The organism is Candidatus Rickettsia kotlanii (assembly GCA_030295365.1).
Classification (GTDB): Bacteria; Pseudomonadota; Alphaproteobacteria; order Rickettsiales; family Rickettsiaceae; genus Rickettsia; species Rickettsia kotlanii.
This window is the reverse complement of record AP027062.1, coordinates 203944-225914: the sequence shown is the minus strand read 5'-3', so window position 1 is coordinate 225914 and position 21971 is coordinate 203944. Positions and strand designations below refer to the sequence as shown.

Genomic DNA, 21971 nt, shown 5'->3' with positions numbered 1-21971 from the left:
ATCAGGTCATGCAATAACGCCGCCTTTAGCTAGGAATAATACACCTTCAATGCATTTCCATCCAGTTGTTACCTGCTCTAATTTCGGTTATAATCGGTACATCCATATTAGTAGAATTTTCCATGATTTTTTTAATAATAGGTGTTATAATTTCTACTTCATCAATCGGTGCTTCAAATAGTAATTCATCATGAATTTGCAGTACTAATCTTGTTTTAAGTTTAAGTTTTTCTATTTCTTGATCTAGATTGATCATAGCAATTTTAATTATATCGGCATTAGTTCCTTGAATCGGAGCATTAATAGCCGCACGTTCTGCAAATTGTTTAAGCTTTTTATCATGAATTAGAGGTACAAAACATTTTCTGCCAAAGCAATTTGTGACATAGCCGTTGCTACTTGCAAAAGCTTTTGTTTGCTCCATATATTCTTGTACTCCTTTATATTCAGCAAAATATTTCTTGATATATTCGGATGCTTCGCTATTAGTAACGTTTAATTGCTTAGCAAGCCCAAAAGCACTTATACCGTAAATGATACCAAAATTTATAGCTTTTGCTTTACGCCTATGTTCGCTAGTTAGTTCATGTTTTTGTAAGTTAAAGATCTGACAAGCAGTTTGAGTATGGATATCGTCTTTATTGATAAATGCTTGTTTTAGTGCATCTATATTTGCGATATGGCTTAATATTCTAAGCTCAATTTGAGAATAATCGGCAGATATTAATTTATAACCTTCTTCAGCAATAAAAGCTTGTCTGATTTGATTCCCCTCACTAGAGTGAATAGGTACATTTTGTAGATTAGGTTCTTGTGAGCTAAGTCTTCCTGTAGTGGTAGAAGTTTGTAAAAATGTCGTATGTACTCTATGTGTTATATTATCTATCTGTTTCGGCAAACTATCGGTGTAGGTATTCTTTAATTTTGTCAGTTGCCGCCATCTTAATAATAAATCTGCAATATTATATCCATGCTCACTAAGTTTTTCTAGTATTTCCGCTCCCGTTGAGTAAGAACTTGCTTTAGCTGAAGCTTTACCGAAAGGTAATTGCATTTTTTCGAACAAGATTTCGCCTAATTGTTTTGGCGAACCAATATTAAATTTAGTTCCGCTAAGAGCAAAAATTTCTTCTTCAAGTTTTAGAATTTCTATTCCAAATTCAGCGGATAATTGTTTTAGGTAATTAGCATCTACTGTAATACCCACTTTCTCCATTTTATCTAAAATAAAACAAATAGGTAAATCAATGTTGCTATAAAGTCTAAAGGTTTTGTTGTCTTTAAGCTCCCATATAGTTTGCTTATAAAGTGCGATAAAGTTTATTACTATTTTTGCTGATTCGATAATTATATTTTCTATCAAAGTTTCTTTCAAAACTTCTTTAAATAAATTTTTCTGTGATAAACCGGCAGATAACGCATACTGCATTAATTCTAAATCTTCTATAGCAGTAACGTCATGAGATTGGTTTGCATAAAATTTAAGTAGAGGTTTAAGAGAGTAAGTAATTTTTTTTATGGATTTATCGGTTAGTAAATTGAAGATTATATCCGAAAACCAGTTGTTATTAGTTTTAGTATTATAAGAAAATAGATCATGAGAAGTGTTAGAAATTTTAATAATATAGCTTTGGTTTTGCAGTGATAAAATAAAAGCAAGATTAGCTCCTTTATGCTGTAATAAATATATCCCGAATATTCCTATTTTTTCGGCTTCTTTAGCAAAGTCTGCTAACTCATTAGCATTATTAATTTCTTTTATTTCCATTACTTTATTATTTGCTATCTCTTTGTGGTCATTAATTTTAATATCCAATAAATTTCCTACTCTTTTATATAAAGATCTAAAACCGTATTCCTGTAAAAATTCTATTAATTTATCGCTATTTGGAGGTGACCATTCTAAATTATTTAGCTGAAAATCTAAATCAACATTAGAATCAAGCCCTATTAACTGCCATGAAATTAACGCCGCTTCTCTTGAATTTTGTAAAGTTTCACGTTGTTTTACGCTTGAGACTTGGTCTAAAGAGTTAAATATATTTTCTACAGAACCAAATTGCGTTATAAGACTACTCGCAGTTTTTGGTCCAATAGATGGCACACCTGGAATATTATCCGATCTATCGCCGATTAAAGCCATTACTTCACGTAATTTATCAGAAGTAGTGCCAAATTTTTTAACAATATCATCCTCCGTAATATATTTCCCTTTTAATGGATCATATATCTTGATGTTTTCAGTCATTAACTGTAATAAATCTTTATCGGAAGAGATAATGACTACATGTTCGCCAAGTGCAGCAGTTTTAGTAGCAAAGGTTGCGATAATGTCATCGGCTTCATAACCGTTCTTCTCTAGAATAGGAAAATTTAAGTTACTTGCAACATCACGAACTAAAGGTAATTGTACAATTAAATCGTCAGGGGCTGGAGGGCGGTTAGCTTTATAGTCGGGATAAATCTGATGGCGAAAATTTTTCCCGCCGCTGTCAAATACTACAGCGACATGTTTAGGCTTAAAGTCGCTCAGTAATTTTAGTAGCATTGAAGTAAAACCGTAAAGAGCACCGACAGGCTCACCTTTTGGTGAAGTTAAAGGCTGTTGTGCATAATAGGCTCTAAAAACAAATCCGTATCCGTCTATGAGCAATAAGGTATTTTTTTGAGTCATTTTATGATTTTAATTTTTAATTAAATCGTCATGACGAGGAAATGGCATAGCAATTAACGAAGCAATCTCAGGAGTTTATTATTTTATGAGATTGCCGTGCAGCCTACGGCTGCTCGCAATGACGACTCAATATTCGTGTGGGCAATGACGTAGCAAAACCTCACAATCCCACTAGATTTCTAGCAAAATCATGTCGGTTGAATATTTTTAAGTCCTCTATCTTCTCGCCTATGCCGATAAAGTATAAGGGTAAATTAAATTTTGGTACTACACCGACAATTACACCCGCTTTAGCACTGCAGTCTAGTTTAGTCACGATAAGTCCCGTCAAATTAGTAGCATCATTAAAATGTTCTACTTGGTTATAAGTATTTTGTCCGGTAATAGCATCAATGACTAAAACGCTATGAGTAGGGGCATTCTCGTCTAGTTTTTTTATAACTTTTACAATCTTAGACAGTTCATCCATCAAATTTTTCTTATTATGAAGCCTACCTGCCGTATCGATAAAAAGTATATCGATATTTTGTTTTATCGATTCTTCCATCCCGCGATAAGCAACACTCGCAGGGTCAGCCGATTCTTCACCGGTAATAAGTAGTGCCTTTGCTCTATCTGCCCAAGTACTTAGCTGATTTACGGCAGCTGCTCTAAAAGTATCGCAGGCTGCAACTGCTACTTTTTTCCCTTGTGCCGAGTACATTGCAGCAAGCTTACCTATAGTTGTGGTTTTACCTGCTCCGTTAACACCGCAAACTAAAATTACGTTTAATTTATTTTCGCTTAAAGTAAAAGGAATTTCTGATTTTGATAGTTGCTGCTCTATTAATTTAGCAAGGGCTTCTTTTACTGTATCACTATCTATTGCTTTGTCAAATTTTACCTTTTTAAACTCTTCAATAATATTAGTTATTACCGAAATACTCATATCACTTGAGATAAGTAGCTCTTTTAGCTCTTCTAGAGTTTCTGCATCTAATTTTTTCTTGTAAAATATTTTGTCGATACCTCCCGATATTTTATTAGAAGTTTTAGATAAACTTTGTTTTAATTTACTAAATATCGAAATCATATTAGATAGTTTTTTGTTTTATGGGTATTGGTGTTACGCCTACGCGAGTATCAAATCGTCATTGCGAGGAAATTACGTAAGTAATTGACGAAGCAATCTCAGGAGTTTATTGTTATTTCATGAGATTGCCGTGCAGCCCATGGCTTACAATGACGATTAGGTATCTACACAGATAAGTCATCTTGCAATGATGGTTAAGGTACTTATCTCTTTTTCTTATTTTTGCTTTTGTTTTTATTTCCATCAGTGGTGTTATTGAATCTACCTAAATTTTTAACAAATTTTTGTAGTCCGTTAAGTTCCGTTCCATATGTCCTAGTATATTCATGGGCTATTTCTATATCTTGTCTATGAGAATCATCTATTACTACTACTTCCTGCATAAAATTATTAGTATCAAACGTAATTTTTACTATCTTCTGCTTTTCAATTTTTGGATTGAGCCAAGCTCTTTGAGACGTAACTCTTTCAACATAATACCAGGTATTTTGGGAATATTCCGGTATCATAGTAGGCGTGCCTATTAACTCTACAACTTCTGTTTTATTTAGTTTTTTAGACTCTAATTTTACAAGTGCCGAATCATCTATGGATTGTCCTCTATTTTCGATAGTTTTGCAGCCGCTTAAGGAACAAAAGGCTAATATACTAAAAATGTATGTTATAAAAATTTTCATAAGTTTAATTTTATCTAGATTTTATTATAAGATTATAATATACTGCTCTACTAATTTGACAAATACTTTTTATTTATATTTAGAGAGGCTAATAATGGCAGTTCCAAAGAAAAAAACATCAAAATCAAGACGTAATATGAGACGTTCGCACTTAGCACTTGGTAAAGTTAACGTAATAGTTGATTCGCAAACCGGTGAATATAAGCTTCCGCATCACGTTTCTTTAGTCGATGGTACTTATAATAATCGTTCAGTAGTAACAAAGAAAATTAAAACTGAAGAAGAAGTAGCCTAAAAGATTTATGACCTGTAAAATTATTGGTTGTGGAGGGTATCTCCCTTCAAAAATAGTTAGTAATGACGAGCTTGCAAAATTCGTAGATACTAACGATGAATGGATTAGAACAAGAACAGGTATTACGCAGCGTCATGTAGCAGGTGATACAGAATATACTTTCCATCTTGCTTTAAAATCAGCTGAAAAAGCTATAGCAGATGCAGGGATATCGGTAAATGATATTGATTTAATTATTACATGTACTACTACTCCCGATAATAGCTTCCCTTCGGTTGCCTCTAAGCTTCAAGGTTATCTTGGTTTAACTAATGTACCGTCTTTTGATTTACAAGCAGTATGTGCTGGCTTTGTTTATGGTTTACAAGTAGCAAATTCTCTTATCTCATCAGGTAAATATAAAACTATTTTGCTTATAGGAGCCGAGAAAATGACGTCGTTATTAGATTGGAATGATAGGACTACTTGTGTTTTATTCGGTGATGGGGCCGGTAGCGTAATATTACAGTGTAGTAGTGATAATTCCGGTTTAATAGATAGTAATATCTTCTCAAGCGGAGCTGATTATGACATTTTATACACAAATGGTGGCGTAAGTATGAACGGTATTAGTGGCAAAATAGTTATGCAGGGGCAAAAATTATTTCGTCATGCAATAGAAAAAATGCAACAATCTATAAAAGATTTACTGCATGCTAATCAATTTAGTGTAAGCGATATTGATTATTTTATACCTCATCAAGCAAATATCCGTATTATAAATAAACTTGCTGAACTATTAAATATAGAAGAGCATAAAGTAGTAAAAACTGTAGAAAAACATGCTAACTGCTCTGCTGCTTCTATTCCGCTTGCTTTGAGTACTCTCAAAGCATCAGGCAAAATAAAAAAAGGTGATATTCTACTATTTTCAGCTATCGGTGCAGGTCTTACTTGGGGCAGTGCATTCATTAGATGGTGAATATACTCGTTTTATTAGACATCTTCAGAAACTCTACTGTTAGAGGTAATTTGTACATTGATCCTGTACTTGAATCCTCACATACCTCTATGTACGCTGCGGCTCTGCATGCCGTGTCTCCTTCAAATGCCTCTTTATAAGCGAGTTTCTGAAGATGTCTATTTGAAAAGTTGGCAACGCTACTTATTTGCTTATAAACATATTATATATATGCTGCGGTTATAAGCTTCAAAATTGATTCCTCTTTTCCCTATTAAACTTCATCATACATAGGACATCTATCTATTTATCCAAAGTATACACTTATATTATAAAAATGATATTTTTACCACATTTATACATAAGTAATTGCATTTTATAATATTTTAGCCTTTAAACTTATAAAATAATGATATATACTAACTCACATAGCTTTTGGTTAGTTTAGTTTTATGACTAGCTAAAATGAATTTAATATTAATAAATTATAATCTCAAGGAGTTTAATTATGAAAACAAAAATCACATTAGCTTTTCTTGCATTATTTGTGCTTGCAGGGTGTAGTAATACAACAAAAAGAGTACCACAATTTGACGGAAATATGAACCAAGGTGAAGAAACTTCATTAATGAAAGATTTCGAGAAGCATGCAGGAAATGCAGTATGGTTTGCTTTTGATAGCTCTGCTTTATCACCAAAGGCTAAAGAAGAACTAGAGAAACAAGCTTGCTGGTTATCAAAGCATCCTGAAGTAAAAGTTACTGTTGAAGGACATTGCGATGAAAGAGGCACCAGAGAATATAACTTAGGTTTAGGTGAAAGAAGAGCAGCAGCAGCAAAAAAATTCTTAGTTCATAAAGGAATCGATCATAACAGGTTAAATACAATCTCTTATGGTAAAGATAGACCTGCTATTATGGGTAATACTGAAGAAGCTTTTGCTTATAATCGTAGAGCTGTAACAGTTGTACACCACTAAAATTATTTACTAATTATAGTATCCTAAAAGGTCGAGTTTATACTCAGCCTTTTTTATTTATAACTTGATGTTATTCGAAAGCGTTGATGTGTGGATACCAAATCGTCATTGCAAGCCATAGGCTGCGTGGCAATCTCATGAAATAACAACACACTCCTGAGATTGCTTCGTCAATTACTTTGTAATTTCCTCGCAATGACGAAAAAACTGAGCCATATTGCCCTGTTTTTAGGCGATACCTTAAAAAGGTAAAAATTTTACTAGACTTAACTGCATAATAATTATATAAATTTCAAATGAAAAGGGGCTGTAGCTCAGTTGGTTAGAGCGCACCGCTCATAACGGTATGGTCGTAGGTTCAAGTCCTACCAGCCCCACCACACAAATGCTTATTTAAATTCGCATTTAGCACTGAATTTATAATGATTAATCTAAAAACACTTTCTTGGTATCTTACTAAATTATATTCTAAGTGTTTCTTTATTATATTATTTCTTTTAATCGGGCTATTAATTATCTCAAATATTTTTGATCTTTTACAAAAATTCAAAAATATTTATGTTCCTTTTAGTTTTTTTTGGAGACTTATCTTATATAAGATTCCTTATTTACTAGGTCAAGTATCTTCGTTAATTAGTTTTACCGCTATGTTATTTTTTCTTAGAAATCTAACAAAAAATAATGAATTAACGGCTATGTTATCTAGCGGTATTCATATTTGGCAAGTGCTTGTTATTCCATGTATTGTAACTTTAATGTTAGGTATAGTTTTTACGACTATATTGAATCCTATCGGTACTATAGGCTTACAAAAATATGAGTTATTAGAAGCAAAACTAACTAAAAAAGCTTTGAGTGAGGGTATAATATATAAATCAGGCTTATTATTTTTTGAATCTTTAAATAATGAAACTCAAATTATCCAAACACAATTTATTAATGTTGCCGAGAAAAAATTAAATAATATTACAATTTTATTTGTTGATCATAATAATTCTTTTTTAAAGAGAATTGATGCATTATACGGTATTATTGAAAATAAAATGTTACATTTAAATAGAGTTAAAGTTTTCACAAAAGAGGAAACTAAGGCTTACAATAATTTAACTATGCCGACAAATTTATCAATTAATAGTTTAGTAAATAAATTTATTCGTCCTGAAATGGTTTCTATTTGGGCTTTACCTAAATTAATTGATGAATTATTAAATTCAGGGTTACCAGCTATTAATTATCAAATTTATTATTACAAGCAATTATTTAAACCTATAATGATGATGGCAACTGTAATTTTAGCAAGTTGTTTTATTAGTCTTAAACAGCGTGATAATTCCCAAGAAAAAATACTGCTATTAGGTTTATTTTTAGGTTTTATAGCATATTCGTTATCAGAAATTTTATTAAAAATACTTACTTATAATAATTTGTCTTTAATTGCTGCTATTTTATTACCTAGTATGCTAATATTTTTTATTAGTAACTTTATTATGTTACATTATAAAGAAATTTAATATAGGACTGTTTATTATAGAAGTGTTTTTAGAATTTAGAGAGAAAAAATAAAATGATAATGAAATTTTTGGAAGGGTTTTCTTCCGGTATGGCCATAGATCTTGGTACGGCAAATACTATTGTCTATCAAAAAAATTGTGGAATTGTTCTAAGGGAACCTTCTGTTATTGCGTTAATAAAAAAAGACGGTGCTTTTGTGCCTTATGCTTATGGTCATGAAGCAAAAATGATGCTTGGGCGTACTCCTACGGATATTGAAGCAAAAAGACCTTTAAAAGATGGTGTTATTGCTGATTTTAAGGGTGCAGAGGAAATGATAAAGTATTTTATTAGAATGGTGCATAATCGTCGTTCTTTTTTTGGGCCGACAATTGTTATTTGTGTGCCTTCCGGTTCTACGCCGGTTGAGCGTCGTGCTATCCAAGAAGCAGCAGAAAGTGCAGGGGGGAGGGATGTCTATTTAATTGAAGAACCTATGGCGGCAGCAATCGGAGCAGGGCTACCCGTAACGGAAGCGACCGGTTCGATGATTGTTGATATTGGAGGAGGTACTACCGAAGTTGCAGTTTTATCACTAGGGGGCATAGTATATGCAAGGTCGGTAAGAGTCGGTGGTGATAAGATGGATGCAGCTATTATCTCATATATAAGAAGGCACTATAACCTATTGATAGGTGAGGCTACTGCCGAAAAGATAAAGCAAGAAATAGGTACGGCTTATGTGGATGAAAATGCTGAGCCGAGAAAGATGGAAATTAAAGGACGTGATTTAATTTACGGTATTCCTAAAGAAATGATATTGAACGAAAGACAAATTGCTGATAGTCTAATTGAACCGGTAAGTCAAATTGTTGAAGCAGTAAAAGTAGCACTAGAAGCAACACCTCCTGAATTATCTTCAGATATAGTTGATAAGGGCATTGTTTTAACGGGCGGCGGCTCATTATTACAAAATCTTGATTTTGTTCTTAGTGAAGCCACTAAATTGCCAGTAATAGTTGCAGATGATGCCCTCTCTTGTGTAGCGCTTGGAACAGGAAAAGTACTTGAAGATTTTACAAAGCTAAAACATGTACTATTTAAACAGGATTAAAAATGGCAATACTTGCAAATAGAGTAAAAAATTCTTCAAATTCATTAGAATTAATAAGAATAATATCAAATACTCTTAAGCGTTTTTTTGTTATATTTGTGCTTGGATTGTCTGTATATTTATTTTTTACTACACCTAAAAAAATATCTAGTATGTCACTTGAAGTAACCGGTAGTATAGTATCAACCGGTTTAGCAGTTTATGAATATATATTTGAATATATAAATTCAATAACACAAAAATTTGTTTATTTTCAAGATTTAGAACGACAAAATATAGAACTTAAACTTGAGATAGCAAGATTACAACATTTACAAAGTGAAGTAGAATCGGTAAGAGCCGAAAACATTGCATTAAAAGATTTGTTAGCGATTGCTGAGGAAGAAGAATTTGAATATATTACTACTAAACTACTGAGTGTTTCCTTTAATCCCTTTTCTAGAATTGCTTTGATTGCTGCAGGTAAAAAGCAAGGCATTGAACCTGATCAAATCGTTGTTAATTCGGGAAAATTAGTAGGGAAAGTAATAGAAGTGAGTAATAATTATGCTAAAGTAATGTTAATTAGTGATGTTAATTCTAGAATACCTATTAAAGCTAATTCTTCAAGAGAACAAGGTATTTTAGCAGGTAATAATAATAATAGTAAAATTTTATACTTGCCTAACAATCATTTAGTACAGAAAGATGAGGAGATAGTAACCTCTGGACACGGTAATATTTATCCTGCAGGTATTTTAGTGGGCTATGTGTCTGGAGTTACGGAACATGATGTGATAGTAAACGTAGCAGCTGATCTATCTAAAACGGAATTTGTACAAGTATTATTGCCTAAGGAGTAATTTCTGTTTTTTTGTACTCTATGTCATTACCGCAGAATCGGGGCTTTGTTGCATGGACCGGTACAATCCCCTATGTGTCACCCTGTGGCTTGACCACGGGGGCCAAACAACAATAAAAAATACTAATAATTTTAGTATTTTTAACTGGATCCCGCGATCAAGTCGCAGGATGACAGAGGTGGAATTGATCCACGCCACAAAGCTTTCCCGTGTAGGCGGGAATTCAGCAAAATAACTTCAATATTGCTACAGAAGTTATATATTTGATAAAATAACCATATAAAAACTTGTTTTTATATGGTTTTACTAGATTTTCGTTTACGCGGGAATGACATTGAGTAGGCTTTTCGATCCATGTAACAAGGCTGGTACTACTCGACACACTTTGTATATATCTATCCTTTATTTATTCAGAGGTAATATGGCACTTGCTACTAAAGTAAAAGAATTTTTAGAAGAAAAATTAAAACAAGAAAAGATAGATCGTAAATATCTTGCCGAAGTCACTAATATCCCTTATACGACTGTTAGCAGAATTATGAGAGCGGAAGCTAATCGTGAATTCAACCCTGAAATAGATACTATTTTAAAAATAGCAAAATATTTTAATTGTACTATGGATGAGGTAATAAAAAGAAAAGTACAGAATAATTTATAAAGCTTGATACAAGCGAATTTTGCATGATTTGTCTGTACTCACATAGTTTACCTACTGCTTTCGCAGGCTCACATTTAAATTCATCTTGTCTAAATCTTTCTGAAATATGCTGTACCTACGAAATAAAACATAAAATATGACAACAAAAAAGACAAGAGTTCTGCAGAAATTCGCTTATAGAGAGGAATTTAAAGGAGACATGGAATGTAGCACCGTAGCGACGTCTAAATTACCTCTAGAAGTAGAACTTTCGAGGAACTCTAAAGGACTGATTATAATTTTATCTTCTCCTTCAGGTACAGGTAAGTCGAGTTTAGCTAAAGCATTATTGAAAATAGATAATAATTTGCGTTTATCTATTTCAGCAACTACAAGAAAACCACGTTTAGGAGAAGTAGAGGGTATAAACTATTACTTTAAGACCAGTCTAGAGTTTGAAGAATTAGTTAAGCAGAATAAATTCCTTGAATATGCTAAAATATACGATAATTATTACGGTACACCTAAAGAATATGTCGAAATTTTATTAAATCAAGGCTTGGATGTTTTGTTTGATATTGATTGGCAAGGAGCAAGGAGTATTAAGAAAAATGCTACTAAGGTTGTTGCTATATTTGTATTGCCTCCTAATATTGAAGTATTGGAACAACGCTTAAGAAATAGAGCGACCGATAATGAAGAAGCAATAAAATTACGTATGCAGTCGGCACAAAACGAAATATCACATGCTAATGAGTATGATTATGTAGTTACTAACGATGACTTTGACCGGACGCTTAAAAAAATACATGCGATTATAGTTGCAGAACGAGAAAAAGCATTTTAACTTTGTCGTTTTTTCTTGCTATACTGAGAATTAGATATTACGTTTCTAATTTTTATGGTACTAATTTAAATGCTTAGAAAACAATTCCTTTCATCAATAATAAAACATTTTAAAACTCATAAAGTTTGTGCCTTGTTAGGACCAAGGTAGTGCAGAAAAACTACACTTTCTAAACAATTCGTAGAAGCTTATAATATTCCTAAAATCAATATTTTTGATCTTGAAAATCCTTTAGATTTAGCAAGATTAAATGAACCGATGCTTGCTTTGTCTGATCTAAAAGGATTTGTTATTATTGATGAAATTCAGTATACGCCGAATTTATTCCCTATTTTAAGAGTTCTTGTTGATACAACTGATGTTAAATTTTTAGTATTAGGCAGTGCATCAAGAGACTTAATTAAACAAGGTTCTGAAACACTAGCAGGTAGAATAGGTTATATTGAAATGACACCTTTTTCCTTATCTGAAGTGTCAGGTACTCAGCAATTATGGATACGCGGCGGATTTCCTTTATCATATCTTGCAGATGATGAAGAGTTAAGTGCTTTATGGCATCAGAATTACATTAAACATTTTTAGAAAGAGATATACCAAATTTAGGTTTTACAATGCCATTTATGCAGTTATGTAGGTTTTGGTTAATGCTTTGCCATTATCACGCTAATATATTTAATGCTTCAGAACTTGGGAATTCTTTATCTATCTCGTATCATACCGCAAAGCATTATTTAGATATTTTAGATGGAACTTTTATGATCCGTATTTTGCAGCCTTGGTATGAAAACCTTAGAATGTTATTTTTGGTCATTTCATAATGGAGCAGAAATAGACCTTTTAATTTTTAAAAATGGAAGACGGTTGGGGTTTAAAATTAAATATACAAATACACCGGGCATTACAAAATCAATGCAAATATCTTTAGAAGATTTAAAACTTGATCAAATTAATGTAATATTTCCAGGTGAGATTAGCTTTAAATTGTCAGAAAAAATACAGGCAATAGGTCTTTCAAGCTTAATTTAAAATGATACAAAAGCTGCAACTATGTAGTTACAGCTTTTAGAATGTTATATTATTTCACATACGCCTTTAGAAACTTTACCGGCAAGTTTGATATCTTTGGAAGCATTATCCACACAATTACCTAAATCTTGATTATATTGGTGGATTTGACTACTTGCTTGCATAGCATCGTTAAATACTGCGTTATGTTGTCTTTGTTGTTCTTCAAATTGTACTTTTGCAGCTTCTAAAGCTGCTTTTCTTTGTTCAGAAGTTAATTTTTTAAATTTAGACATAAAACATTACTATTTAGTTAAATTCCTCTCGTTTTATTATTTGTAACTTTAATATTAGGAGTACGAGCAGGAGATAAACTCCCAGTATTAGTATCTTTTACTTGTGTTTGTTCTCTGATTTTATTAGCTAAAGATTTAGTTTTATCCACGTTAATTTTATTTATTACTTTATTATGATGCTCTATATCTTTTACAACGCCGTTTGTCTTAATTGCTTTATGCTGATTTTTTAGAACTACATATTTTTCATATGCATCTAAATATTTTTCTGGTTCTTTTTTATAACGCTCTTTAATATCACTTCCTAATTTCTTTATTTTATCTTTATTTATATTGTGTTCTTGTTCACGTTTAATAACTTCTTGATCTAATATTTTTTTACTATTTTCAATCTTCTCTACATAGGCTTTATGTATTTTTAGCATTTCTTGGTGAAATTCTAATTCTCCTTTTAATTCTTTAACTTTTTTTGGTGCTAAGCCTTTTTCTTGTAATTGTTGTGATAAATTCGTTATTGTTGTATTTAATACATTTAATTCTGTATGTGCTTTTTTGTGTTCTTCAGTTATTTTTTTATGGTTTTCATGTAATACTTTATACGCTTGATTTAGTTTAAATATTTCTTCATGAGTTAATATTTCACGATTTAACTCTTCATGATCAATAATGTTTTCCTTTTCCAGTTTATTTATTATCTTATCTAAACGTTTATTACTTTCTTTAATTCTTTTAGTATCTTTAGTAATATTTTTTATAAATTCATTATGCAAATTATTAAGTGCAGCAATTCTTTGTGCGATTTCTTTTTCTTTTTCGGCAAGTTTTATTGCGCTTTGTGATTTTAGGAATTCTTCTTCTTGAACCCTAGCTTTCGCAATAGATTGTTCTACTTCATAGCTCTTGAGCTTAGTTTCAGCATTCTCTTTTAGATTAGATATATCAAAATTCAAGCCATATGAAGCTGCTTCGTTTTGTAAACTACTCAATTCTCCTAGAATTGTTTCTATTTGAGAGCGAGAATAAGAATTTTTAAGATACTCTTTTAAATTATCGAATTTATATTTTAATGTAGCTGTTATATCAGACATACATGCTCATCATCTTTAATATTAACGCTAGGAAACGTTAACAAAAGTTAATAATCGAGTCAAGAAAATTTTAACAAAAATTAATATTGTATTTCTAGCCATTGATTTAATAACTCGTCTAGTATCTTTTTATCATTAATTAATTGGTTAGTAATGCGGTTATATTTTTGAGGATTATCTAAATATAGATTAACGTCTTCAAGTTCTTTTTCTAAGTGTTTGATGGATATTTCTAGCTTTTCAATATCATTGGGTAATGTTTCAAGCAAACGCTGATATTTATAAGATAGCTTTTTATTTAGAGGTTCTTTTTGAGAAGTTAGTGGTAGTGGTTTTGAAGCTTTTTGGGCTATAGGAGAGGTAGTAAAATACTGCTTATAATCTTCATAACCTCCTGTTAAATCATGAATTTTACCTTGAGCAAAAACTAAAGTTCTAGTAACTAACCTATCTAAAAAGTCACGATCATGGCTTACGACTATTACAGTACCTGAATAATCTGCAAGTATATCTAGTAAAATTTCCAGACTATCCATATCGAGGTCATTAGTCGGTTCATCTAAAATTAACAGATTTCCAGGGTTAATTAGAATTTTTGCAAGTGATAATCTATTAGCTTCACCGCCTGATAAAATAGCAGTTTTTGCATTAAATAGTTTAGGATTAAACATGAATTGTTTTAAATAACCGGCAACATGCATGATTTTACCGTTTGGCAAAAATACTTGATCACCGCCTGTAGGACATAAAGTTTGTTGTAATGTATGATTAGACTCTAGTTTTTCTCTATGTTGATCAAAATATGAAATATCTAAATTACCGCCATATATAATTTTGCCGCTTTCAGGAGTAAGCTGTTTTGTTAGTAGTTTGATAAAGGTAGATTTGCCTGAGCCATTTGCACCGATTATACCAATTTTCTCGCCTTTTTTTACACGAAAGCTAAAATTATCAATAATTTTAGTATTTTTATAACTAAAAGTAATATTATCTGCTTCAATAATGAATTTACTTTTAGCTATATTTTTGGCAAGCTCTGCTCTAACTCTTTGTGTTGAACTAGCTAGTTTTGCAGTCTGTTCTTGTGTTATTGCTCTTAAAGCTTTCAAATCCGCAAGTCTCTTTTGATTCCGCTTACGTCTAGCAGTAACACCGGCATTTAACCATTCATTTTCTTGAGATAATTTTTTATTTAATTTCCGAAGAGCGGCTTCTTCTTGGTCTATGATCATTGTTTGCCATTCATCAAAAAATTTAAATCCTTTATCGGATTTACGTAAAATTCCTCTATCAAGCCACCAAATTTTATTAGTAACATTTGAGAGGAATGTTCTATCATGACTAACGCAAATAATAGCACCGTTATAAGATTTAACAAATTTTTCTAACCATTCGATTGTTGCAATATCTAGATGGTTAGTCGGTTCATCAAGTAGTAATATTCCCGGCTCTAATATTAAAGCTTTAGCAAGGCTTGCTCTCCTCAGTTGACCGCCTGAATAGGTGGATAAATTATCTGTTCCATTGATTTGTAATTTTTCTAGAATTATATCGATTTGGTATTTATCTATTTTTTTTGTACTATCTGTTTGTTGTAAGACAAAATCATAAACAGTTAGATGAGTTTTTATAGAAATATCTTGTTTTAAATAACCGGTTGTAACTAAAGGATCTTGAAATAATTCACCGTTATCTAACTCATAATCACCTGATATGACTTTCATTAAGCTTGATTTCCCGCAACCATTACGTCCTATAAGACAAATTTTATCGCCTTTGTACAAATAAAGTTCTAAATCAGATAAAATTACTTTATCCGTAAAACTTAAGTTACCGTCTTTAATGTAATAAATTGGGGTCATAGTTGATTATTGGCTAGTTTTTTATGTCATTCCTGCGCAGCAGGAATCTAAAAAAATAACCTTAATATTGGTACAAAATTACATATTTGATAGAATAAAAATAAGTTTTTATATGTTTTACTGGATTCCTGCTGCGCAGGAATGACATTAGTTAAGGGTTGATAGACGAAGTTTAATTTGGAAAAGCGCAAGGAATCCAAAGATTAGGGGCGGAAAGTATACTTAATACGTGAGTACCGCAGTATAGGACTTTGTGCCAATTTTTCAAATTAAACGAGTATACTCTTAATCACTAAACTAGCATTAGTACCACCGAATCCGAACGAATTGGAAAGCACGTAATTTATCTGAGCTTTCTTAGCTTTAAGTGGAACTAAATCTATATTCACCTCATCCATAGGGTGATCTAAGTTTAAGGTTGGTGGTGCAATCTGGTCTCTAATTGCAAGAGCTGAAAAGATAAACTCAACACTTCCTGCTGCACCAAGCAAATGTCCTATTGATGATTTAGTAGAAGACATTAAAACTTTTGGATTCGCTTCTAAAAATAATTTTTGTACGGCTGCTAATTCTATCCCATCACCACGTGTAGTAGAAGTACCGTGTGCATTAATATAATCAATCATATCGGGCGTGATAGTTGCATCTAGCATTGCGTCTCTCATCGCTCTATAAGCTCCTCTACCTTCAGGATGTGGAGCTGTCATATGATAGGCGTCACCTGTAGAGCCGTATCCTATAACTTCACCGTAAATTTTAGCCCCTCGATTTAAGGCATGCTCATATTCTTCTAAGACTACAACGCCTGCGCCTTCACCCATAACAAAGCCGCTGCGGTCTTTATCCCAAGGTCTTGAGGCTTTTTCAGGATTATCGTTATATTTAGTACATAATGCTCTAACAGCAACGAAACCTGCAACTCCGACAGGTGTAACGGGAGCTTCTGCACCGCCTGCGATCATAACATCGGCATAGCCGTGCTTTATCATACGCATAGCATCGCCTATAGCATGTGCCCCTGTAGAGCAAGCTGTTACTGCCGCTTGGTTTGGACCGCTAAAACCATATTTTATAGAAACAAGACCGGATAAAAGATTAATTAATGAAGCGGGGATAAAGAAAGGACTAACTTTGCCGTTATTTTCTTGATAAAGTTTGATAGAGGTATCTTCGATCATTTTAAGCCCGCCGATTCCTGAACCTAATATCACGCCAGTCCTATCACGAGATTTTTCATCGTCGGGTAACCAGCCGCTATCTTCAACTGCTTCGGTTGTAGCTGCTATTCCGTAATGGATAAATTTATCCATTTTACTTAGTCTATTAATGTCATCTGCTTGTGTGAAATTTTCAAGTTTAAATCCATATTTCTCAGAGTTATCTATAAGTCCGGCAATTTTACACGCAAGTTTAGAAGTGTCAAATTCTGTAATAGTTTTTATACCGCTTACTCCACCTACAATATTTTTCCAAGATGAGCTAACATTAAGCCCAACAGGAGTAACAAGTCCAAGCCCGGTAATAACTACTCTTTTGTTTACTCTTTGATTCGACATTTTTAATTATCTATTAGGGATTTAATTTATGCAGATTAAGATTGGCGTTCTTTTATATATTTTATAACATCGGATACGGTTTTAATTTTAGTGGCTTCATCATCAGGGATATCAATACCGTACTCAACTTCTATTGCCATCATTAACTCTACGGTATCAAGGCTATCGGCTTTCAAATCTTCTATAAATCTTGAATCCGTAGTTATTATCGATTTATCTTTATTTAGCTTTTCAGCAACCATTTCAATAACTTTCTGTTCGATCTTATCCGTTGTACTCATAATTTTGAACTCCATAAATCATTTTATTTTATATGCTGTATAATAGCGGTTATTCAGCTATTAGACTTTATTTTAACTTGTATGAATATTTATTTAAAATATTCATCGCATTTTATCTTTAAAAGAACTTCTAGCACAAAAAATTATTTTATGCTAGCACAAAATAATCTTATTAATTTTTATACCATTAACATACCGCCGTTTACATGTATAGTTTGACCGGTAATATATGATGCCTGATCGCTTGCTAAAAATGCAACCGCGTTTGCCACGTCTTCCGGCATACCGTAAGTGCCTAGCGGAATTTTTTGTACTATAGCTTCTCTTTGTTTTTCATTTAGTTTATCAGTCATGTCTGATTTAATAAATCCTGGAGCTACTGCGTTAACCGTAATCCCTCTGGTTGCAACTTCGTAAGAGAGCGATTTGGTCATACCTATTAAACCTGCTTTAGAAGCACAATAATTAGCCTGCCCAGGGTTACCTGAAATGCCTACTATTGAAGATATGTTAATAATACGTCCATACCTGTTTTGTATCATTTTTTTTATTGCTTCACGATTTAAAATAAAATTTGCTTTTAAGTTAATATCAATAACTTTATCAAAATCGTCATCTTTCATTCTAATTGCTAGCGTATCGCTAGTAATACCGGCATTACATACTAAAATATCTAACTTTAATGCTTTAGATATTAAATTGCTACATTCTTCCTTATCGGCAAGATTACATACTTCTATCGTATAATTATCTTTTACAACCTTTCCAAGGGATTTTAATTTTTCCTCATTACTACCGCTAATAATTACATGGCTTCCGAGTTTATGCAGTAACCTCGCTATAGCTCCGCCTATACCTCCTGAAGCTCCCGTAATTAAGGAAGTTTTCCCTGTTAAATCAATCATTTTCTTCCCCCGTTTGATCAAGATTTATATTAGTAATTTTTGACGATTTTTCACGTATTATTTGCTCAATTTCGTTGGAAATTTGTGGATGTTCTTTTAAATATTGTTTGACGTTTTCACGCCCTTGACCTATGCGTACGTTCTTGTAGGAAAACCAAGAGCCGGATTTCTCAACAATATCAAGCTTAACTCCAAGGTCGATTATCTCGCCTTCTTTTGAAATACCTGAACCATACATTATATCAAAATCTGCAGTTTTAAATGGAGGAGATACTTTGTTTTTAACTACTTTTACTTTGGTTTGGCTGCCTATTACTTCTTCTTTATCTTTAATGGAGCCGATTCTTCTTATATCGATCCTAACAGAAGCATAGAATTTTAAGGCATTACCACCTGTCGTAGTTTCAGGACTACCGAACATCACACCTATTTTCATTCTGATTTGATTGATGAAAACAGCAATACAATTGGTGCGATTAATTGATGCGGTAAGTTTACGCAAAGCCTGGCTCATTAACCTTGCTTGAGAAGCCATTTGAGCATCACCCATTTCGCCCTCAATCTCTGATTTTGGTACTAAAGCTGCAACGCTATCTATTATTATCATATCAATACCGCCGGAGCGAATTAATGTATCAGCAATTTCTAGGGCTTGTTCACCTGTATCGGGTTGTGAAATAATAAGCTCATCAATATTTACGCCTAATTTTTTAGCATAAGCAGGGTCTAATGCATGCTCGGCATCAATAAAAGCACATGTACCACCCTTTTTTTGAGCTTCTGCAATTAAATGCAATGTTAGAGTGGTTTTACCTGAGCTTTCAGGACCGAAAATCTCGATGATTCTACCTTTGGGAACACCGCCGATTCCAAGAGCTATATCTAGCCCAAGTGAGCCGGTTGATATGGCCTCTATATCAACATTCGGATGCTGCCCTAGTTTCATTACCGAACCTTTACCGTAGCTTTTTTCAATTTGTGCGAGTGCTGCAGCAACGGCTCTTTCCTTATCTGTATTTGACATAAATTTCTATATTATAAACTTACCAGTTAAAATATAAGCTTGAGAAAGAAAAATCAAATTTTATTTATGTTATTGTGCTTGTAAGATTAAATCTTGACTTCCATACTAGGTGATGCTTAGATGTTAAATTTACTTGTGTTATGGTTAATTGATTTGGATTTACTTACTATGTTACCAACTGAATTAATAACCTAGGGCTATTAACAAAATAAATTTTAAAGCTAATTAAATTACTTGTTAACAGTTCCATAGTTCTCAAAAAAGATAGATTTAGTAAAACCCTTATTAAATAACTTATTACATATGGTATCACAATTTCCGCAAACTGAATATATCGCTAAAGATAATTCATCATCTACATCTAAATTTAGATGGCATATTTTAATTATTTTAAGCATTTGCTTACTTTTGGTATCGATGGATGCTACAGTCTTGCATGCTGTTATGCCTACTATAATCCTTGATTTAAAACCATCTAATTTACAACAATTATGGATAATCAATGCAGATGTATTATCAGGTCTTCTAATTACCGCAGGTGCATTAGGAGATAGATTTGGGCGTAAAAGATTATTACTTTGGGGGCTTCTAGTTTTTTCCATCGCCTCAATGTTAGTTTATGTATTTGATAGCGCATGGGGATTAGTATTATGTTGTGCTTTACTTGGGTTAGGAGGATCAGTGATAATGCCTTCCACTTTATAATACACATGAACGTATGATCGCAATATTCGTGTGGTGAATAATGGCAACCGTAGGAGCAGCTATAGGACCAGTACTAGGAGGAGTATTGGTTGAGCTTTTAAGTTGGCTATTTGCATTTTTTATAAATGTACCTATTGCATTAGTAATTATTGCTTTTGGCATAGTTTGGATTCCTGAATTATCTAAATCCTAATAATGAACATGGGATTGGATAGGAGTATTTCAATCGTTTTTTGGGATGACAGCTTTAGTTCAAGGCATTAAGATGTTGGCTAAATACGGTATTATGAATCTAGTATTCGGTGGATGCTATTAATTAGCATTGTGTTATAATAATATTTACCTTACGCCAACTTAAAATTGATGATCCGTTCGTGGATATGCATTTATTCTTAATTAGCAATTTTAGTATAGGAGTAATAGTTTATTTGCTGATTACGTGTGCCTTAGGATCTATAATGTATCTTATGTCCTTATGGTTACAGTTTATCAAAGGGGTAAGTCCTTTGTATGCAGGTCTTTATATGTTGTCTGCAGCAGTTTTTGCTTTAATTGTATCTTTAGTTATGCCATATTTACTCACACGGTTTATCGCACGTGTAATTAATGTTTAGTGGGCTTATCTTTACTACTATATCATTGATTTTATCTAGTATATTAGACTATAGAGATTTATTATCGAATACTATATTATATATCTTGGATTGCTTGGTATAGGAAGTAGTCTATGCCTCTCTACCACCGTAACAGTTATGATGAATGCAGTACTTGCAGAGAAATTCGGAGGTGCAGCAGCATTACAAGAAACAGCATATGAATTAGGTAATGTATTAGGTATAGCTATTATTGTAAGTATTACGTCTTTTTAGTAACAATCTAGTAATCCCTCACGGTGTTTCTATATCAATGGCAGAAATAGCTCATGACTCAATCGGTGAAGGAATAATTATTGCTTAACAACTACCACCTTCATTTGCTCACGAATTAATTAAGTAGGTTAATATTACTTTTATAAATGCATTTAATTTAATATAGTAAGTATTATTCTAGGAATAATCATGCTAATATTGGCGGGTGTGATTATGTATGTTCTCCCTTCTTTTAAGGCATCTACCTTTCTACATTAATATGATGAAACTGGTATAGGAACCTTACCATCTTTTGCTATTTCTGCACTATTTACCATAATGGTTAATAATGATCTTAGTGCTTATTTTTATAGTAGGTAGTTAATAAAATGAGATGATGATATTTTCAAGGCTATAAATTCATTACTAAATATTTTTTCTAATTCTGCTAAGCGTTATTCTATTCTTTCGATATCGCTTTTTGTCATAGGTCTTTGTCTTTCGATGGTTTTAGTATTTTGGCCAGACATATTTGTTCCCGATTGATTAAACTTTAAACTGCTCAAGTTTCAACCACCGCAGAGAAATAAACTCTTGGTGGTTGCGGTGGAGTAAGAAAACCATCAACGATAGCCATAATAGCCTCTAGGTTCTAAGCTTAAGCTTTAAATCTTGGACACAACTACTATGATCCCGACTGTGAAGTCAAGGATTGCATCAGTTTTGTGAGACATGTTCTTACTTTTGGCAGAGGTTTCAACACCCCGAAAGAGCACTTTGCTACCCTAAGCATCATTTTATATATAACTTTCAAAAAGTCAATGATGGTTTGT

Annotated in this window: 20 protein-coding genes, 1 tRNA gene and 2 pseudogenes; 12 read left to right on the top strand and 11 right to left on the bottom strand. The window is 32.6% G+C overall.

Features of this window, described 5'->3' with window-relative positions; all coding sequences use genetic code 11:
* Nucleotides 1–46: 46 nt before the first annotated feature.
* The 3 genes from polA to QUD19_RS01350 form a co-directional block, all read right to left on the bottom strand.
* On the bottom strand, nt 47–2674 hold the full coding sequence (gene polA / locus QUD19_RS01360; RefSeq protein WP_498808301.1) for a DNA polymerase I: 2628 nt from the start codon (nt 2672–2674) through the stop codon (nt 47–49).
* Nucleotides 2675–2834: 160 nt separating this feature from the next.
* Nucleotides 2835–3746 carry a signal recognition particle-docking protein FtsY gene (gene ftsY / locus QUD19_RS01355; RefSeq protein WP_498808300.1) on the bottom strand — a complete coding sequence of 304 codons (912 nt, stop codon included), beginning with the start codon at nt 3744–3746 and terminating at the stop codon, nt 2835–2837.
* A gap of 203 nt (nt 3747–3949) precedes the next feature.
* Nucleotides 3950–4423: an outer membrane protein assembly factor BamE gene (locus tag QUD19_RS01350; protein WP_498808299.1), complete on the bottom strand. Its 474-nt coding sequence runs from the start codon at nt 4421–4423 to the stop codon at nt 3950–3952.
* 94 nt (nt 4424–4517) lie between these two features.
* Between QUD19_RS01350 and rpmF the strand changes: the two genes are divergently transcribed.
* Entirely contained in the window at nt 4518–4718 is a 201-nt protein-coding gene (rpmF, locus tag QUD19_RS01345; RefSeq protein WP_498808298.1) for a 50S ribosomal protein L32, read from the top strand.
* 7 nt (nt 4719–4725) lie between these two features.
* Nucleotides 4726–5679 (top strand): beta-ketoacyl-ACP synthase III, encoded by a 954-nt coding sequence (locus tag QUD19_RS01340; RefSeq protein ID WP_498808297.1) that lies wholly within the window; start codon nt 4726–4728, stop codon nt 5677–5679.
* Here QUD19_RS01340 and QUD19_RS01335 read toward each other — a convergent pair.
* Nucleotides 5669–5933 (bottom strand): annotated as a pseudogene (locus QUD19_RS01335) (palindromic element RPE1 domain-containing protein). The gene QUD19_RS01340 and the pseudogene QUD19_RS01335 overlap by 11 nt on opposite strands.
* Nucleotides 5934–6166: 233 nt before the next feature.
* Here QUD19_RS01335 and pal point away from each other — a divergent pair.
* The 8 genes and pseudogenes from pal (at nt 6167) to QUD19_RS01295 (ending at nt 12594) form a co-directional block, all read left to right on the top strand.
* A complete protein-coding gene (pal, locus tag QUD19_RS01330; RefSeq protein ID WP_498808296.1) occupies nt 6167–6637 on the top strand; it encodes a peptidoglycan-associated lipoprotein Pal in 471 nt (156 codons plus the stop codon).
* A gap of 303 nt (nt 6638–6940) precedes the next feature.
* Nucleotides 6941–7017 (top strand) — tRNA-Ile (locus tag QUD19_RS01325).
* Between the two features lie 42 nt (nt 7018–7059).
* Nucleotides 7060–8148 carry an LptF/LptG family permease gene (locus QUD19_RS01320; RefSeq protein ID WP_498808295.1) on the top strand — a complete coding sequence of 363 codons (1089 nt, stop codon included), beginning with the start codon at nt 7060–7062 and terminating at the stop codon, nt 8146–8148.
* 53 nt (nt 8149–8201) lie between these two features.
* On the top strand, nt 8202–9242 hold the full coding sequence (locus QUD19_RS01315) for a rod shape-determining protein (RefSeq protein ID WP_392505633.1): 1041 nt from the start codon (nt 8202–8204) through the stop codon (nt 9240–9242).
* 2 nt (nt 9243–9244) lie between these two features.
* Nucleotides 9245–10084: a rod shape-determining protein MreC gene (mreC, locus tag QUD19_RS01310; RefSeq protein ID WP_498808294.1), complete on the top strand. Its 840-nt coding sequence runs from the start codon at nt 9245–9247 to the stop codon at nt 10082–10084.
* 421 nt (nt 10085–10505) lie between these two features.
* On the top strand, nt 10506–10742 hold the full coding sequence (locus QUD19_RS01305) for a helix-turn-helix domain-containing protein (RefSeq protein ID WP_498808293.1): 237 nt from the start codon (nt 10506–10508) through the stop codon (nt 10740–10742).
* 136 nt (nt 10743–10878) lie between these two features.
* Entirely contained in the window at nt 10879–11568 is a 690-nt protein-coding gene (gmk, locus tag QUD19_RS01300) for a guanylate kinase (protein WP_498808292.1), read from the top strand.
* A gap of 69 nt (nt 11569–11637) precedes the next feature.
* A pseudogene (locus QUD19_RS01295) lies at nt 11638–12594 on the top strand (ATP-binding protein).
* Nucleotides 12595–12638: 44 nt separating this feature from the next.
* Here QUD19_RS01295 and QUD19_RS01290 read toward each other — a convergent pair.
* The 7 genes from QUD19_RS01290 to recA form a co-directional block, all read right to left on the bottom strand.
* The gene (locus QUD19_RS01290; RefSeq protein WP_498808291.1) at nt 12639–12869 is read right to left on the bottom strand and encodes a hypothetical protein; all 231 of its coding nucleotides are present in this window, start codon (nt 12867–12869) and stop codon (nt 12639–12641) included.
* Between the two features lie 17 nt (nt 12870–12886).
* The gene (roaM, locus tag QUD19_RS01285; RefSeq protein ID WP_498808290.1) at nt 12887–13957 is read right to left on the bottom strand and encodes an actin-based motility regulator RoaM; all 1071 of its coding nucleotides are present in this window, start codon (nt 13955–13957) and stop codon (nt 12887–12889) included.
* 80 nt (nt 13958–14037) lie between these two features.
* A complete protein-coding gene (locus tag QUD19_RS01280) occupies nt 14038–15819 on the bottom strand; it encodes an ABC-F family ATP-binding cassette domain-containing protein (protein WP_498808289.1) in 1782 nt (593 codons plus the stop codon).
* A 269-nt stretch (nt 15820–16088) separates the two neighbouring features.
* Entirely contained in the window at nt 16089–17375 is a 1287-nt protein-coding gene (fabF, locus tag QUD19_RS01275) for a beta-ketoacyl-ACP synthase II (RefSeq protein ID WP_498808288.1), read from the bottom strand.
* Between the two features lie 35 nt (nt 17376–17410).
* Nucleotides 17411–17671, bottom strand: a complete 261-nt coding sequence (gene acpP / locus QUD19_RS01270) for an acyl carrier protein (RefSeq protein ID WP_008579292.1) — start codon at nt 17669–17671, stop codon at nt 17411–17413.
* 164 nt (nt 17672–17835) lie between these two features.
* Nucleotides 17836–18561, bottom strand: coding sequence for a 3-oxoacyl-ACP reductase FabG (gene fabG, locus QUD19_RS01265; protein WP_498808287.1), 726 nt, complete (start codon nt 18559–18561; stop codon nt 17836–17838).
* Nucleotides 18554–19585, bottom strand: a complete 1032-nt coding sequence (recA, locus tag QUD19_RS01260; RefSeq protein WP_498808286.1) for a recombinase RecA — start codon at nt 19583–19585, stop codon at nt 18554–18556. Before recA ends, fabG begins: the two co-directional genes overlap by 8 nt.
* A 303-nt stretch (nt 19586–19888) precedes the next feature.
* Between recA and QUD19_RS01255 the strand changes: the two genes are divergently transcribed.
* Both QUD19_RS01255 and QUD19_RS01250 read left to right on the top strand, forming a co-directional pair.
* Entirely contained in the window at nt 19889–20290 is a 402-nt protein-coding gene (locus tag QUD19_RS01255) for an MFS transporter (protein WP_498808285.1), read from the top strand.
* 40 nt (nt 20291–20330) lie between these two features.
* Entirely contained in the window at nt 20331–20483 is a 153-nt protein-coding gene (locus QUD19_RS01250; protein WP_498808284.1) for a hypothetical protein, read from the top strand.
* Nucleotides 20484–21971: the final 1488 nt, after the last annotated feature.